Here is a 15,912-nt window from a genome sequence, read left to right as displayed (position 1 = left end):
GCGAGTAGTCAAGCAGGGGGAGTCTTCGACCATGAGCACAGTCCGGTTCCAGCGCCGTGCCCGGCGCGAGATGCCGCGTACGCCCGGTGGCGAGGTCACCCTGCAGCCGCCGCCCGAGATCCCGCGGATCACCCCGGCCAACCTGCTGATGAAGCTGATGCCCGTCGTGATGGTGGTCGGCATGGTCGGCATGATGGCGCTGATGTTCACCACCGGTGGGCGCAACCTCACATCGAATCCGATGATGATGATGTTCCCGATGATGATGATCATGTCGATGGTCACCATGTTCGCCGGTCAGGGCGGGGGCAAGGGCGCCAAGGCCGCCGAGGCCAACGAGGACCGCAAGGACTACCTGCGCTACCTCGACCAGGTGCGCAAGGACGTCGACGAGACCGCCACCCAGCAGCGCGCCGCCGTCGAGTGGAGCCACCCCGAACCCGGCCTGATCTGGATGCTCGCGGGCACCAGCCGGATGTGGGAGCGCCGCTCCGGCGACAAGGACTTCTGCCACGCCCGCATCGGCCTGGGCGGTCAGCGGCTGGCGACCAGGCTGGTCGCCCCGGAGACCGGTCCGGTCGAGGAGCTGGAGCCGATCGCCGCGGTCTCGCTGCGCCGCTTCGTGCGCGCGCATTCCACGGTGCCCGATCTGCCGACCGCGATCGCGGTGAAGGGCTTCGGCACCGTCGCCCTCGACGGCGACCGCGTCCAGGCCCGCGACATGACGCGCGCGATGCTGTTGCAGCTGTGCATGTTCCAGGCGCCCGACCAGGTGCTCGTCGCCGTGGTCTGTGGCCCGGACACCGCCCGCGAATGGGAGTGGACCAAGTGGCTCCCGCACACCCAGCACCCCGATTCCCAGGACGGCATCGGCACCCAGCGCATGTTCTACGGCTCGATTCGCGAGGCGATGACCGGCCTGCATCCGCTGCTCGGCAACCGGGTGCGCTACTCGCGTAACCAGCCGAACAACCCGAACATGGTGCACGTGGTGATCGTGGTCGACGGCGGCCTGCTCGAGGCCGAGGACGACCAGCTGCGTGAGTCCGGTTTCGAGGGCGTCACCATCATCGACCTGTGCAATTACGCACCGCGCCTTGCTGTTTCGCGTGGCATCAAGATGGTCGTCGAGGACGGCGAGTGCCTCGGTCGCGGCGCCACCGGCAACCAGGAACGCTTCGCCACCATCGACCGGGTCAGCGTCGAGCAGGCCCAGCAGGCCGCGCGCAGGCTCGCGCCCTACCGCGCGGCGACCCAGCGCAGCAGCGATGTGGAGACCGACGAGACCGAGACCATCACCAGCTGGGCGCAGATGATGCACCTCGGCGACATCGGCAACTTCAACCCCGCCAGCGCCTGGCGCCCCCGCTACGGCCGCGAACGGCTGCGCGTGGCCTTCGGTCTCGGCGCCGACGGTGCCCCGGTGGAACTCGACATCAAGGAAGCCGCCGAGAACGGCATGGGCCCGCACGGCCTGTGCATCGGCGCGACCGGTTCCGGTAAGTCGGAATTCCTGCGCACCCTGGTGCTCAGCCTGCTCGCCACCCACTCGCCCGACCAGCTCAACCTGGTCCTGGTCGACTTCAAGGGTGGCGCGACCTTCCTCGGCCTCGACAACGTCCCGCACGTCGCCGCGGTCATCACCAACCTCGAGGACGAGGCCGACCTCGTCGACCGTATGAAGGACGCCCTGGCCGGTGAGATGAACCGCCGCCAGGAAGTCCTGCGGCAGGCGGGCAACTTCGCCAACGTCTCCGAGTACGAGAAGGCGCGCGCCGCCGGCGCCGACCTCGACCCGCTGCCCGCGCTGTTCGTGGTGCTCGACGAGTTCTCCGAACTGCTCACCCAGCACCCTGATTTCGCGGAACTGTTCGTGATGATCGGCCGCCTCGGCCGCTCGCTGCACGTACACCTGCTGCTGGCCTCGCAGCGCCTGGAAGAGGGCAAGCTCAAGGGCCTGGAATCGCACCTGTCCTACCGGATCGGCCTGAAGACCTTCTCCGCCAACGAATCCCGCCAGGTCCTCGGCGTCCCCGACGCCTACAACCTGCCGAACACCCCCGGTGGCGGCTACCTGAAGGCCGACTCCGGCGAGATCCAGCGTTTCCAGGCCTCCTACGTCTCCGGCACCTACGTCGGTGGCGGCTCCCAGCGCGAGGTCACCAGCGCGGGCATCGTCGGTGGCGAGATTGACGTGAACGCCCGCCCGTTCAACGCCACCCACATCGGCTTCCGCACCTCCGACCGGGTTCCGGTGGCCGCCGAGCCCACCTTCGAGCCCGAGCCGACCAGCGATGGCGACGGCGAGCAGACCTCCAACCTCGACATGCTGGTCTCCCGGATCGCCGGGCACGGCCGCCCCGCGCACGCGATCTGGCTGCCGCCGCTCGACGAGGCACCCACCCTCGATCAGCTGGTGCCGCGCTCGATCCTCACCGGCGAGTACCCGGCGGTCGCCACGCTGCGCGCGCCGATGGGCATCGTCGACCGCCCCTACGATCAGCGCCGCGATCCGTTCGTCGTCGACCTGTCGGGTTCGCGCGGCAACGTGGCCGTGGTCGGTGGTCCGCAGTCGGGCAAGTCGACCGCGCTGCGCACCATGATCATGGCGATGGCGCTGAGCCACACCGCCGAGCAGGTGCAGTTCTACTGCCTCGACTTCGGTGGCGGCACGCTGACCGGTCTGCAGGGCCTGCCGCACGTCGGTTCGGTGGCCAGCCGTCTCGACGAGGATCAGGTGCGCCGCACCATCTCCGAGATGACCACCATCGTGCGCACGCGTGAGGCGCGCTTCCGTCAGCTCGGCATCGAGTCGATGACCGAGTTCCGGCGGCTGCGGTCGACGGACCCGGCGTCGAGCCCGGCCGCCCAGGGCGCCCACGAGGACCCCTTCGGTGACGTGTTCCTGGTGATCGACGGCTTCGGCTCGATCCGCCAGGATTTCGACGTGCTCGAGCAGACCATCATGAACCTGGCTGTGCAGGGTCTGTCCTACGGCGTGCACGTGGTGATCGCGCTCAACCGCTGGGCCGAGGCGCGGCCCGCGCTCAAGGATCAGATCGGTACCCGCATCGAGCTGCGTCTCGGCGATCCGATGGACTCCGACCTGGGTCGCAAGTTCGCCACGCTGGTGCCGCAGGGCCGTCCGGGCCGCGGCATGACGCCCGAGTGCCTGCACATGCTCACCGGCCTGCCCCGCGTCGACGGTTCCTCGGATCCGTCGAATCTCGGTCAGGCGGTGGCCGCGGCGGTCGAGGCGATCGCGCAGGCGACCCCGGGACGCCCGGCGCCGCAGGTCCGGATGCTGCCCGATCAGCTGCCGCGTGAGCAGCTGCTGTACCTGGCGGGCAACTGGCCGTCCCGGCTCGACCCGGCGGCGGCCAGGTGCACCCGCATCCCGATCGGCATCAACGAGGCCGAACTCGCGCCGGTCTACATCGATTTCGCGGAGAGCCCGCACTTCATCATCATCGGTGACGCCGAGTCCGGTAAGACGACGCTGCTGCGCTCGATCATCGACGGCATCGCGGCGTCGAACACGCCGAACCAGGCGAGGTTCATCGTCGGTGACTACCGCCGCACCATGCTCGGCCTCATCCCCGAGGGGTACCAGGCCGGATACGGTTCCACCGCACCGCAGTTCACCAAGAACATGAACGATCTCGCGGCCTATGTCGCCCAACGGACCCCCGGTCCGGACGTGACACCGCAGCAGCTGCGCGAGCGGTCCTGGTGGCAGGGTCCCGAGCTGTATGTGATCGTCGACGACTACGACCTGGTCGCCACCTCGTCGGGTAACCCGGTCGCCGCGCTGGTCGAACATCTGCCGCACGCCCGCGATCTCGGTTTCCACCTCATCATCGCCCGCCGCTCCGGTGGCGCCAGCCGCGCCATGTACGAGGCGACGCTGGCGCGGATGAAGGACCTCGGAACAGCCGCGCTGGTGATGAGCTGCAGCAAGGACGAGGGCGTGATGGTCGGTACCACCCGGCCCGGCCCCAAGCCCCCGGGCCGCGGTACCTACGTCACCCGCAACACCGAGGGCCTCATCCAGACCGCCTGGATGCCGCAGCCGGAATGACCGTCGTCGAGCTGGTCGTCAGCGAAGCCAAGATCTGGGCGCGTGGCACCACCACGCACTGGGACGTCCCGCCGTCGATCGTGCTCGGCAGCAACGGTTCCGATCTCGTCGTGGGCGAACCGCTGACCCCACCCACCCAGGTGGTGTCGGCGGTCCAGTACCTCGCCGGTGACCGGATCGCGTTGCCGCCGCGCATGCCGACGCTGGGCCAGGCACTGTCCGCGGTGCTGGGCGCGATCATGGACACCCTTCGGGTCGCCGTGCCGTGTGAGCGGCTCGTCGTGGTCCATCCGACCGCGTGGGGTCCCCGCGCGCTGGACCTGTTCGCCACCGCGGCAGCGCGATTCACCCACGAGATCGTGTTCGAGACGTGCGCGGTGCGTGCCTCCGATGTCGACGAGGCGACTCGCCGCAGCCGTCGCACCGCCGTGGTCGAGTTCGGCATGCTCTCCACCACGGTGTCCTCGGTCGGCTACGACGCCGACGGCACCCATGTCGAAGCCGTCGAGGCCGAACCCACCCTGGCCGCGGCGGAACTCGACACCGAGGACGGCTGGCGGCAGTTCGAGGCGCTGCTCACGCGATTGCTCGCCGACCGGCCCGCCGATGTGGTGCAGGTCTTCGGCGCCACCGATCCGAAGGTGCTGGAGGCGGTCACCGCCGCGGTGGAGAACATCTGTGGCGCAGCGGTTCCGGTGAGCCCGCTGACCGGAACCGACCTGGCGCGCCCCGCCACACACGCGCCCGCCTACACCCCGTCCATCCCACCGCCCGCCGCCGAGTGGATGCAGCCGCTGCGCGAGCGCGCCGCGGCGACCAAGCCGGTCGACCACCGCCCGCTCTACTTCGGCGCCGCCGCGCTGGCCGCCGTCATCGCGGCCGCGGCGGTCGGCGGGTTCTTCTTCCTCGGCGGATCGGGCGACCAGCAGGCCGCGGCCACCGTCGAAACCACCACGGTCGCCGGAACTTCGGCCACCGCACCGTCCACGTCGAAACCCGCGCCGCGCCCCGGCACCGAGGCCGTCGGCCGGGTCGCCGTCGAGGTCCCCGTCGGCTGGCACCGCTCGTCCACCACCGACCCGACCACCCGCGCCGACCTCGTCCCCGACGACGCCACCCGCCACCGCATCACCATCACCCAGAAACCGGTCAGCCCCGGCGCGGGCTACGACGAGGTCGCCGCCGACCTCGCCGCCCAGATCGCCACCAAGCCCGCCGGAACCGTCACCGAGGTCCGCCGCGACGTCGTCTTCGCCGGCCGCCCCGGCCTGTCCTACGAAGAACACCCCGCCGACGGCTCCACCGTCCGCTGGCAGGTCCTCGTCGAACGAGGAGTCCAGGTCAGCGTCGGCTGCCAGTACCTCGAGGGCGGCTGGCCCGCCCTCACCCCTTCCTGCGAACAGGTCGTGGGCGCGGTTCAGGTGAGCCAGTAGCCCGCCGGTCCGCACCGCCGACCACCCGCGGACCCCGACACTCGCCCTCACCACACAAACAAGTCAGGCCCCAGCGTGAGCCGGGGCCTGACTTGTGTACTTCTGCGATCGGTACGAGAGCGGGCAGCTGCCCGCTGGTCGCCCGGCCCCGAGGGGGAGCGAGGTACGGATCGTGAAGTGGGTTCCGAAACCTGTTCCGGGTCTCAGCGAAGCGCTGAGACCCGGCATCCAGCCGTTCGGAGCGGCTCAGAACAGGCCGGCGAGGCCGGTGTCGGTCGCCTTCAGCTCGTCGTTGCCGGAGCGCACGGTGGTCGCGGCCTTCTCGAGCGTGGTCGCCAGCTCCTGGGAGCTGGTGTGCCACAGGTTCTGCATCTCTGTGAAGGAGTCGTTCGCCGCACCTTCCCAGTTGTTGGTGACGAAGTCCGTCACGTACTTGTGAAAGTCTTCGAGCAACGTGTTGATCTGGCGGGCATTGGCCAGGATGGCCGCAGCTCCATCGTCAACGCTGCCGAAGTTCGACGAAATCGTTCCAGGATTGGTCACAGGAATCTCCTCGATATAGTTCGTTTGTGCGACGTGTCAGTTAGGGAAGATCGAGGCTCGAGGCCTGGGCCTGGACCTTGGACGCGAACTCCTGATCCTGGCTCTCGTAGTTCGTGCCGACCTTGGCCAGCTTCTCGGCGGTGTCGCCCAGCTTGTCGTTCATCTTGTGCGCCTGGACGTAGTACGCCTCCATGAAGGTGTCGAACGCCGCGCGTGCCTGGCCGCCCCACGTGGCGGTCGTCGCATCCTCCTGAGCCTTCAGCGCGACGATCCGGTCCCGCAGGTCCTGCTCCTTGGACTCGGTCTCCTTCGCGAACGTCGCGATCTCTTCGGGGCTCGCCTTCAACTGACCTGACATGAAAGCTCCTATCGTTTCTCAGTCACTTGTTTCGTGATCTGGCTGGATCTAGGTCCGTACATATTCTTTGACGCACTGCGGATGCCATCGGTTCCATCGAATCTCGATGTCTTTTCGCGGCCGCCGCGGATACTGATCGAGCTGGTCGTGGGATGCATCGCGCGGACACTCGCGCCACCCCCGTCCACGGCGCGAAGATCGCGCCGACCCCCTCGTTCGATCACCGCGCATCGCGGCTGGCTGTTGACTCCCCCCTTCCCCTGCTCGCTGTCGTAGCCGCGCGTCGCTCGACACCTTACCTGCCGGTCGCCGTCGAGGCTATTGGCTGTTGGCCATCACCCCGTACGCAGCGGCGGCGCGCTGGTGCGCGTCACCGATCTGATGGGCATGCACGACCGTGACGTATCGGCGGTACTGGACGGCACAGGAGAACCGCTTGGTGTAGAAATCCGCACCCTCGTTCTCGACGCACTGCGCGGAAGGAACAGCACTCGGCGGCGCCTCGGCCGGCTGGGTCCCCGGCCAGTCCAGGACGGTCGTTCGCAGGGTCTCGGCAGCCTCGGCATCGCGGGCACGGAAGATCTGACTGCCCCAGACGATGCCGATTCGATCGACCCCGGCTTGCTCGTACGCGGCTCGCCGGGAGGCGTGGTCACGATGCGTGTGTACGTAACCCTGGAGTCCGTAGGTGGCGTAGTGCTCGGCGCTCGGACTGTTGAACTGGTCGGGATTCAGCACGCGGCGAAGGATCTGATCCGGATCATTGCTGAGTCGCAGCACCTCCTCCGGCGACTTGGGGGTGAGCCGCTCGAGGCGGGGTATCTGCGCGTCGAGCACCTTCTCGGTGAGCGCGATCAGTTCAGGTAGCTCGGGTTTCGGCACACCGACCTGGAGGTTGATCACATAGCTGCCGGTGGCGACGGTGGTGAGCATCGACGCGACGCCGGGCCGCCAGTGCGCATGGGCATTGGCGTACTTGTCGAGCTGGACCTTTTGGTTCAGGTCCGGAGCGACGTCGAAGTCGGCCTGCTCGAGTTCGGTGGCGGCCCGGCTCGCGGCGTCGGCACCGGGGAACTGGAAGACGGTCACGCCGAAATAGGTCGGCTCGAGTTCACGCTGAAGATCGGCGAGCGTATGGTCGCCGGCGGAGAGCGCCAGGCTCGAGAACTGTCGCTGGTCGGTGCTGGACGATCCGAAACCGTAGATCATGCGGTTGGTTTCGAGTACCGGGCGCACCTGTTCGCTGACACTCGTCGCGACGTTCGGCCGTTTGATCGTCATCCAGTAGCCTTCGGCCAACTTCTCGTCGATCTCCGGGCCGAGGACGAGGTGCTCCGCGAGCAGTATCGCCGCGAGCTCTCTGCCGAGGTCGTAGGTGGGTGCGTACTCGCCGGTGAAGTCCACCGGCAAGATCGGATACGTGCCGGCATCGAGTTCCCGGACATCGATCTCGCCCGCGATGCCAGAGCCGGACATCACCGAACCGCACCCGGTGGCCAACAAGGCGAGTATCGCGACCGACGCGGCTGTCACGGTGCGGGCGGCACGCCGCCGCGCGAAGGCAATCTTCTTCATGCGCCTGTCTCCTACTTGCTGTTGATCAGCATTGCGTACTGGGAGGAGATTCGTTGGTGGGCGTCCGCGAGCTGTTCGGCCGAGATATCCGCGGTGAATCGCCCGGCAGCCACGGTGCACCTGAATCGAGCTCCGGATTGGTACTTTCCGCGAGCCTCGTTGCAGTGCGCTATGGGCAAGCCCTCGGGTGCCGGTGCGGGCTTGAACAGCTTTCCGAGCTGCGCGCGAGCCACCGCCAGCCCTTCGGCGGCCTTCTCGTCGCGTGCTCGATACAGCGCGCCGCCGTTGAACGCGGCCTGATCGACGCCGAACTCGTCGAGGTATTCGCCGTCCTTACCGGAGTTCCGTGAACCGTGCAGCGTCGCTCGGCCCGAGTACGCGATCGGCGTGATGTCCTCGGGGCTCAGGTTGTTCGCAGAGGTGACGGTCTTGCCGATCATGCCGTCGACGTCGCGCTGCAGGGTGGACCACTGCTCGCGCGGCGTCGGGGTGAACTTGTCCAGCGACCCCGAGACTTTCGTCAGCGACTGCTCGACGGTCCGCACGAGTGCGGGAAGATCGTTCGTCTCCAGTTCGTTGGAGAGGTGATCGGTGGACGCCGTGTGAATGACGAATCGTCCGTGTGCGTACCAGGAAACAAGTTTTGCCCACTCCGGATGCCAATACGAACGTGCTGTCAGGAAGTTCGGCAGCTCGGCGTTCTGGTATTCGTCGGCATAGTACTGTCGGTGCTGGTCGCCGAGTGCGATGGATGCTGCCTGTGCCGACGATTCGTTGTCGAAAAGGAGGACGTAATTCTCCAGCGTATGAGACAGTCGGAAATTGTCGTCCGATTGGGCATTGGAATAGAATCCGGCGATGAATCCGGCGGCTTTCGAATCGAAATCGGCCGGCTGCATGGACATGACCCGTGTGACGATGACGCTGTCACCGGTGATGAAAGTCCTGGTGGTGTTGTTGTTCCGGGTGAACTGGAGCGCCGGATCGATATCGGAGGGCAGCGGAACGAACTCGGCGAGACGCATCGCTTCGGCGGTACGTGCTTCGTCGTCATTGTTCGCGGTACCCAGAATCGTCGGTTCCGAGGGGTAGTTGCCCACCTGGAGCGTGCTCACGTCCACCGGGGGCGGAGGTGGTGCCGAGGACTCCGGCGGATCGTCGGACCCGCACGCCCCGACACTTGCCACCAGTAGTGCGGCAGACAGTGCCGCGATGGTCCGAAAAGCGGCGCGAGACGACGCGCGTCGGCGCAGTGCCATCTAGAGAATTCCCCCCTTGAAACAGTGACAGATGTCTAACGGATTCGGGCCTTGAGTGTCGGGATCAACTTCTCCAACAAGACCGCCTCCGAATTGTCGGACCAGTTCCGGAGGGCCGATACGGTTTCCGGATCGTCCACGGGAATGACGATCGCCCTGGTGCCGGTGATCCCGTACGGCAAACCGAGAAGTCCGCCGCCGCCGGCCTTCTCATCACTGCGGAAGACGATGACGTAGCTGTCATCGGGCACCTTCAGCGCTGCCGCGCTGTCGTTGACCTGTTTGGGTGAGGGGATTCCCTCGGTATTGGTGTACTCGTAGTTGTAGACGAAGCCGAGCTTGTCCATGAACTGGGTTTGGGGGCTGCCGGTCAGATAGATCCCGAACTTGCTCGGCTGGCTGACGTCGAGCAGCGTGACGGTCTTGCCCGCGAACGCCGGGTTGTCCTTGCGTGCCTGCTCGAGCGGGGACGCCGCCGATGCCGATGTCGATGTCGTCGCGCCACCACCCTCGGAAGCCTCGGATCCGCTGGTGGCCCAGATGCCGATACCCGCGCCGAGTCCGACGACGAGCACTGCCGCGCCGACGATCGCCGCGACGCGCTTGGTCTTCTTGGGTGCGGCGGGCGCCATGGCGTGCGGCATCGAGGCGGTGAGCCTCGGGTCGGTGTGCTCGCGCGGCGCCATCACCTGGATCGGATACGTCGGCGAGGTGTTGTGCCCGGTGGGGTTGAAACCCGGGACGAGCGCGTTCGCGGCGGCGTCGGTGAACTCCCGGCAGGTCGCGAACCGTTCGGCGGGGTTCTTGGCCATGGCGCGGGCGAAGACGTGGTCGATCGCGTAGGGCAGGCCCGGGTTGATCTTGGTGGCCAGGGGCGGTGGTTCGTGCAGGTGACCCATCATGACCATGGCGGGTTGTGCTGCGGGATAGGGGTTCTGGCCGGTGAGGAGCTTGAAGAAGGCGCAGGCGAGGCTGTAGATGTCGGCGCGGTGGTCGAGCGCGGCGCCGCTGAGCTGCTCGGGCGGGGCGTAGGCGATGGTGGCGAGGAAGCTACCGGTCTGGGTGAGTTCGGTGGCGTCGTCGGTGGACTTCGCGACACCGAAGTCGGTGAGGAAGATGCGCTCGTCCTCGCCGGGGTCCTCGGCCTTGGCGAGCAGGAAGTTCGCGGGTTTCACGTCGCGGTGCAGCAGACCGCGCCGGTGCGCGTAGTCCAAGCCCTTGCCGACCTCGGTGGTGATGCGCAGCGCGCGCAGCGGTGGCATGGCGTGGCGGTCACGGGCGAGTTCCGCGGCGGCGTCGGTGCCGTCCACGTACTGCATGGCGATCCACAGCTGACCGTGCTCTTCACCCCGGTTGTAGACCGAGACGATATTGGGGTGATCGAGCCCGGCGGCGAGATTGGCCTCGCGCTCGAAGCGAGCACGGAACTCGGGGTCGCGGCTGAGTTCGGCGCTGAGGATCTTCAGCGCGTCCATTCGCGGCAGACTCGGGTGTTTGGCCAGGTAGACAGTGCCCATTCCGCCAGCACCGAGTTGCCGCTCCACGCGGTACCCGCCGACGATGGTGCCGGGGCTCATCGCCATCTTTCACGATCTCCTGATTCGGTGCCGCACTGCCTGGTTCCCGGCAGGAGCATATCGGACCCGGCGATTGCGGGCTGGTCTGGGATTATCGGCTGTTGGCGAAGATCGCATACTGCGCGGCCGCACGTTGTTGGGCGTCGAGGAGCTGGTCGCTGCTGACGATTCCGACGTATTCGTTGTAGGCGACGACGCAGCTGAAGCGTTTCGGCGCGTCTTGTCCCCGGTTTTCCACACAGGCCGAATCAGGGAGATTCTGTGGCGCGGCGGCCTCGGATTCGAATCGCCAGGGGAACAGTTTCTCGGTGACCGCGCGGCGGGCGGCGGCGGGGCCGGCGGTGCGGATGCCGATCGAACCCTCCGACTGGGCGACCTGTTGGGCGTCCATCTTGGTCAGCTGTTCGGCGATGTAGTTGCGATCCGTGGACAGAAGATTGCCGGAGTAGTGCAGGATGCCGACCTTGCCAGTGAGCACGTAGGACCCGTCGCCTGAGGGTATGTGGAACTGCGGCGGGTTCAGTGTGCGCATCAAGAGGTGGTCTGGGTCCCAGGGCAGGGTCATGACCTCTTCGTCGGAGAGTGGTGTCGTCTTGTCCAGTGCCTCGATCTGTTTGGCGTAGGCGGTCTGGGCCATGGTGACGAGTGCCTGCTGGTCGGGGGTGTTCACCGAGAGCAGGAAGGCGATCACGTAGGGGCCGTGGGGGAGCAGGGTGCGCAGGAACGGGGAGTCGGGTCGCCAATGTGATTTGGCCGCAGGGTAATCGGGCAGATCGACCGGCTGGTTGCGGCCCTCCTGCTCTGCCAGGTCGGCATCGTGGAACTCCTGTGCTGCAGCGGTGGCCTGTTCGGTGGTGGGGAACTGGAAGACCATCGTGCTGGCGGTGAGTTCGTTGGTGTCATCCTTTATCGGCCATTTGGTGTAGGTGATGAGGCTGTTGTTCTGTGACGCGCCGCTGGACTCGAAACCATAGAGCAGTTTGTGTTTCTCGGCGATCGCCGGTATTTCGGTGCCGATGCTGAGTGCTCGCGGCATCGTGGTGCCAGCGTATGTGCCCGCACGTTGGCCGAACTTCATCTGCGGATCGATGTCGCCAGAGTTGATTACATGGTCGGCAATACGCATCGCCGCGACCACGTGCATCGAGTGGAGGCCCGGGACTGGATCTTCGTCGTGGGCGTTGAGTGGCTTGGTGGGGTAGGAGCCGACGTCGAGGGCGCTGATGTCGGTCTCGCCGGGCTGGGCCGTGCCGGAGAGGGTGGCGCCGCAGGCCGTCAGTACGGTGGTCATGGTGACCGCGAGCAGGATGGTCGCGGTGGATGTGGACAGTCTCATCGGGCGTTCACCAGCAATGCGTATTGGGCGGAGATGCGTTGTTGTGCGTCGAGTAGCTGGTGTGACCACACGTAGGCGGCGTAGCGGTCGAAGGAGACCGAGCAGTAGAAGCGGATCGCGATGGTCTTCCTGCCTATGTACTCCTTGCACTTGGCGGTCGGTAGGTTTCTCGGCGCGTCGGATGCCGTGAAACTGCGGGTCAGGCCACCGAGTTCGTCGCGGATCAGCTGGGCGCCGGCAATGTCGCGGGCACGGTAGACCTCGCCACCGTCATTGGAGTACAGGTCAACTCCGGCGTCATCGATGAATTTCGCCGTGTCCACCGGGTCCGATACGAAATGCGGGGCGGTACGCGCCGCGTATACGCCGGGAGGATTGAGCCAAGAGTCTTCACGCGGGCGCGGCAGAGTACGGCCCAGCATTCCCTCGCGGTCGCGCTGCAGCGTGGTCAGCTGGTCGACAGGTGTCGGCGTGAACTTCTCGACGGACGGGACGATCGTGTCGAGGCTCTTGCGAGTCAGATCGAGCAGTGCTTGTCGGTCAACCTTGCCCAGGTGGATCTTGAGGTAGTCGTAGATCCAGGTGTAGATGACAAGGTGTCCGGTGGCGTACCAGGAGCCGATCGACTGCTCCTGTGGTTGCCAGTGTGCCTTGGCCTCGGGGTAGCCGGGGATCTCGATCGGTTCGTTGCGGTCGACGTACTCGAAATCGGTGCGTTCCAGCGCGGCCGCGGCGGCGGTGGCCTTGTCCGCGTCGGGGAAGATCATGACGGCGTTGACCATATCGATGCCCCGGCTGTTCGCGTCATTTTCGGCCGAGCTGACGAAGCCGCCGATGAAATCGGGCACCGTCTCGGTGAACCGGTCGATGGCCATGATCTTGCCGAGGGAAGCCTCTGGGAAGACGAACACCGAGGCGATCCCGGGATTTTGGTGAACGAACCGTGGATCGATATCCGAAGGCAGCGGCACGAAGTCGCCCAGCCGTTCCGCCTCGATGAACCGCGCCTGATCGTAGCTGGAAACCAGCCCGATCTCGCGTGGTTGCGTCGGGTAACCGCCCACATCGAGCGTCGCCAGGTCCACCGGCACGTCGACGGGCGCGGGCGGATCATCAGACCCGCAGGCGGCCGTCGCCAGCAGCGCCGTCGCCACCAGCACACCGCCGACCCTCGTCGATACCTTCACAGCGATCTCCCTCCCCAATTACAGCTGGCCGAACTCTAGCCGGTGGCGGCCCGGCGATGCCGACTACCTCGTGTTGGCGAAGAGCGCGTACTGCGCGGCCGCGCGTTGCTGGGCGTCGAGAAGCTGGTTACCGCTGACGATTCCGACGTATTCGTTGTAGGCGAGGATGCAGCTGAAGCGTTTCGGTGCGGCCAGGCGTCTGTTCTCCACGCAGGACGAATCGGGGAGATTCGGTGGGGCGTCGGCGTCGGCTTCTACTTTCCAGGGGAACAGTTGTTCGGTGACCGCGCGGCGGGCGGTGGCGGCGTCGGGGGTGCGGATGCCGATCGAGCCCCAGGACAGGGCGACCTGCTGGGCGTCCATCTTGGTGAGTTGTTCGGTGATGTAGCCGCGGTCGGTGGGCAGGGGGTCGCCGGAGTAGTGCAGGACGCCGTGCGGGCCGGTCACCAGGTAGAAGCCGGAGCCCTCGGGCGAGGCCAGGTCGTCCGGGTTCAGGGTGCGCATGGCCAGGTGGTCGGGGTCCCAGGGCAGGGTCATCACCTCCTTGTCCGACAGTGGTGTCGTCCTGTCCAGTGCCTCGATCTGTTTGGCGTAGGCGGTCTGGGCCATGGTGACGAGTGCCTGCTGGTCGGGGGTGTTCACCGAGAGCAGGAAGGCGATCACGTAGGGGCCGTGGGGGAGCAGGGTGCGCAGGAACGGGGAGTCGGGTCGCCAATGTGATTTGGCCGCAGGGTAATCGGGCAGATCGACCGGCTGGTTGGTGGCCTCGCGCGGGACGAAGTCGGCGTCGTGGAACTCCTGCGCCGCGGCGGCGGCCTGCTCCTCGGTGGGGAACTGGAACACCATCGTCGAGGCGGTGAGTTCGTTGCCGTCGCGCTTGCTCGGCCAGTCGCCGAGGGTGTTGACGCTGGTGTCCTGCGACGCGCCGTTGGACTCGAAACCGTAGAGCAGCTTGTGCTGCTTGGCGATCGGCGACATCACGCCGTCGTCGCCGAGTGCCCACGGCATCACCCCGGCGGATACCGTGCGCGCTCGTTTGCCGTACTTCATCGCCGGATCGATGTCACCGGAGTGGATCACGAAGTCGGCCAGGCGCAGCGCCGCGACCTCGTACATCTCGTAGAAGGGCGGGACCGGATCGTCGTCGTGGGCGTTGAGCGGCTCGGTGGGGTAGGAGCCGACGTCGAGGGTGCTGATGTCGGTCTCGCCGGGGAGCGGGGCGCCGGAGAGCGTCGAGCCGCAGGCGGTGAGCACGGTGGTCAGGGTGGCCGCGAGCAGGATGCGCGTCGTGAGTCTCATCGGGCGTTCACCAACAGGGCGTATTGGGCGGAGATGCGTTGTTGTGCGTCGAGTAGCTGGTGTGACCACACGTAGGCGGCGTAGCGGTCGAAGGAGACGGCGCAGTAGAAGCGGATCGCCAGGCGCTGGCGGCCGATGTATTCCTTGCACTTCGCGCTCGGCAGATTCCGCGGTGCCTCGGAGCCGGTGAACTTGCGGGTCAGGCCGCCGAGTTCGTCGCGGATCAGCTGGGCGCCGGCGATGTCGCGGGCGCGGTAGACCTCGGCGCCGTCATTGGCGTACAGATCGGCTCCCGACGCCTCGATGAACTCCGCGGTGCTGACCGGGTCGGAGGTGAAGTGGCGGGCGGTACTCGCGCTGTAGACACCGGGCGGATTGATCCAGGAGTCCTCGAGCGGGCGCGGTGCGGTGCGGCCGAGCATTCCCTCGCGGTCGCGTTGCAGGGTCATCAGCTGGTCGACGGGCGTCGGTGTGAACTGCTGCAACGCCGGGACGATGGTGTCGAGGCTCTTGCGGGTCAGGTCGAGCAGGGCGTCGCGATCGACCGTCTCCAGCCAGATGTTGAGGTAGTCGTAGATCCAGGTGTAGATGACGAGATGCCCGGTGGCGTACCAGGAGCCGATCGACTGCTCCTGCGGTTGCCAGTGTGCCTTGGCCTCGGGATAGCCGGGGATCTCGATCGGTTCGTTGCGGTCGACGTACTCGAAATCGGTGCGTTCCAGCGCGGCCGCGGCGGCGGTGGCCTTGTCCGCGTCGGGGAAGATCATGACGGCGTTGACCAGGTCGATGCCGCGATTGTTCGGTTCGGTCTGGGCCGAGCTGACGAAGCCGCCGATGAAATCGGGCGCGGTCTCGGCGAACCGGTCGACGGCCATGATCTTGCCAAGCGACGCCTCGGGATCGAGGAACACCGAGGCGATCGAGGGGTTGGTGTGGATGAAGCGCGCGTCGATGTCGGCGGGCGTCGGCACCACATCGCCGAGCCGCTCGGCCTCGATGAACCGTGCCTGATCCATGTTGGCGACCACGCCCACCTCGCGGGGCTGGGTCGGATAATTGCCGACATCGAGCGAGGCCAGGTCCACCGGTATCTCGACGACGATCGGCGGATCGTCGGACCCGCAGGCCGCTGTCGACAGCAGCACGGCGGCCAGCAGCGCACCGGTCACCCTCGTTGACGCTTTCACGGCGATGTCCCTCCCGGAAACGACTCGCGACCCTCCCCGGCCGATCATGATCGGCCGAAGCTTACGTCATCGAACGA

General features: G+C 66.7%; 11 protein-coding genes. 2 read left to right on the top strand and 9 right to left on the bottom strand.

Annotated features, from left to right (window positions below; all coding sequences use genetic code 11):
* The first annotated feature begins 31 nt into the window (after positions 1 to 31).
* Positions 32 to 4,081, top strand: a complete 4,050-nt coding sequence (eccCa, locus tag ACFVVM_RS28460) for a type VII secretion protein EccCa (RefSeq protein ID WP_387624477.1) — start codon at positions 32 to 34, stop codon at positions 4,079 to 4,081.
* A complete protein-coding gene (locus ACFVVM_RS28455; protein WP_387624474.1) occupies positions 4,078 to 5,514 on the top strand; it encodes a type VII secretion-associated protein in 1,437 nt (478 codons plus the stop codon). The genes eccCa and ACFVVM_RS28455 overlap by 4 nt, the downstream gene beginning before the upstream one ends.
* Before the next feature lie 246 nt (positions 5,515 to 5,760).
* On the opposite strand, the gene ACFVVM_RS28450 is transcribed toward ACFVVM_RS28455, so the two are convergent.
* The 9 genes from ACFVVM_RS28450 to ACFVVM_RS28410 form a co-directional block, all read right to left on the bottom strand.
* Positions 5,761 to 6,057 carry a WXG100 family type VII secretion target gene (locus ACFVVM_RS28450; protein WP_387624471.1) on the bottom strand — a complete coding sequence of 99 codons (297 nt, stop codon included), beginning with the start codon at positions 6,055 to 6,057 and terminating at the stop codon, positions 5,761 to 5,763.
* 40 nt (positions 6,058 to 6,097) lie between these two features.
* Positions 6,098 to 6,415, bottom strand: coding sequence for a WXG100 family type VII secretion target (locus ACFVVM_RS28445; protein WP_387624469.1), 318 nt, complete (start codon positions 6,413 to 6,415; stop codon positions 6,098 to 6,100).
* Positions 6,416 to 6,733: 318 nt separating this feature from the next.
* Positions 6,734 to 7,990, bottom strand: a complete 1,257-nt coding sequence (locus ACFVVM_RS28440; RefSeq protein WP_387624466.1) for a hypothetical protein — start codon at positions 7,988 to 7,990, stop codon at positions 6,734 to 6,736.
* 11 nt (positions 7,991 to 8,001) lie between these two features.
* Positions 8,002 to 9,105, bottom strand: a complete 1,104-nt coding sequence (locus ACFVVM_RS28435; RefSeq protein ID WP_387624463.1) for a hypothetical protein — start codon at positions 9,103 to 9,105, stop codon at positions 8,002 to 8,004.
* Positions 9,106 to 9,284: 179 nt separating this feature from the next.
* Complete coding sequence (locus ACFVVM_RS28430) at positions 9,285 to 10,832, bottom strand: serine/threonine-protein kinase (protein ID WP_387624461.1); 1,548 nt, start codon at positions 10,830 to 10,832, stop codon at positions 9,285 to 9,287.
* Between the two features lie 85 nt (positions 10,833 to 10,917).
* Positions 10,918 to 12,117 (bottom strand): hypothetical protein, encoded by a 1,200-nt coding sequence (locus ACFVVM_RS28425; protein WP_387624458.1) that lies wholly within the window; start codon positions 12,115 to 12,117, stop codon positions 10,918 to 10,920.
* 41 nt (positions 12,118 to 12,158) lie between these two features.
* Positions 12,159 to 13,349, bottom strand: a complete 1,191-nt coding sequence (locus tag ACFVVM_RS28420) for a hypothetical protein (protein WP_387624455.1) — start codon at positions 13,347 to 13,349, stop codon at positions 12,159 to 12,161.
* A 63-nt stretch (positions 13,350 to 13,412) separates the two neighbouring features.
* Positions 13,413 to 14,648, bottom strand: coding sequence for a hypothetical protein (locus ACFVVM_RS28415; protein ID WP_387624453.1), 1,236 nt, complete (start codon positions 14,646 to 14,648; stop codon positions 13,413 to 13,415).
* A complete protein-coding gene (locus ACFVVM_RS28410) occupies positions 14,645 to 15,835 on the bottom strand; it encodes a hypothetical protein (protein ID WP_387624451.1) in 1,191 nt (396 codons plus the stop codon). The genes ACFVVM_RS28415 and ACFVVM_RS28410 overlap by 4 nt, the downstream gene beginning before the upstream one ends.
* Positions 15,836 to 15,912 lie beyond the last annotated feature (77 nt).

This window comes from Nocardia sp. NPDC058176, from assembly GCF_042883805.1.
Lineage (GTDB): Bacteria > Actinomycetota > Actinomycetes > Mycobacteriales > Mycobacteriaceae > Nocardia.
The sequence above is the reverse complement of the archived record's forward strand: the minus strand, read 5'-3'. Positions and strand labels throughout refer to the sequence as shown.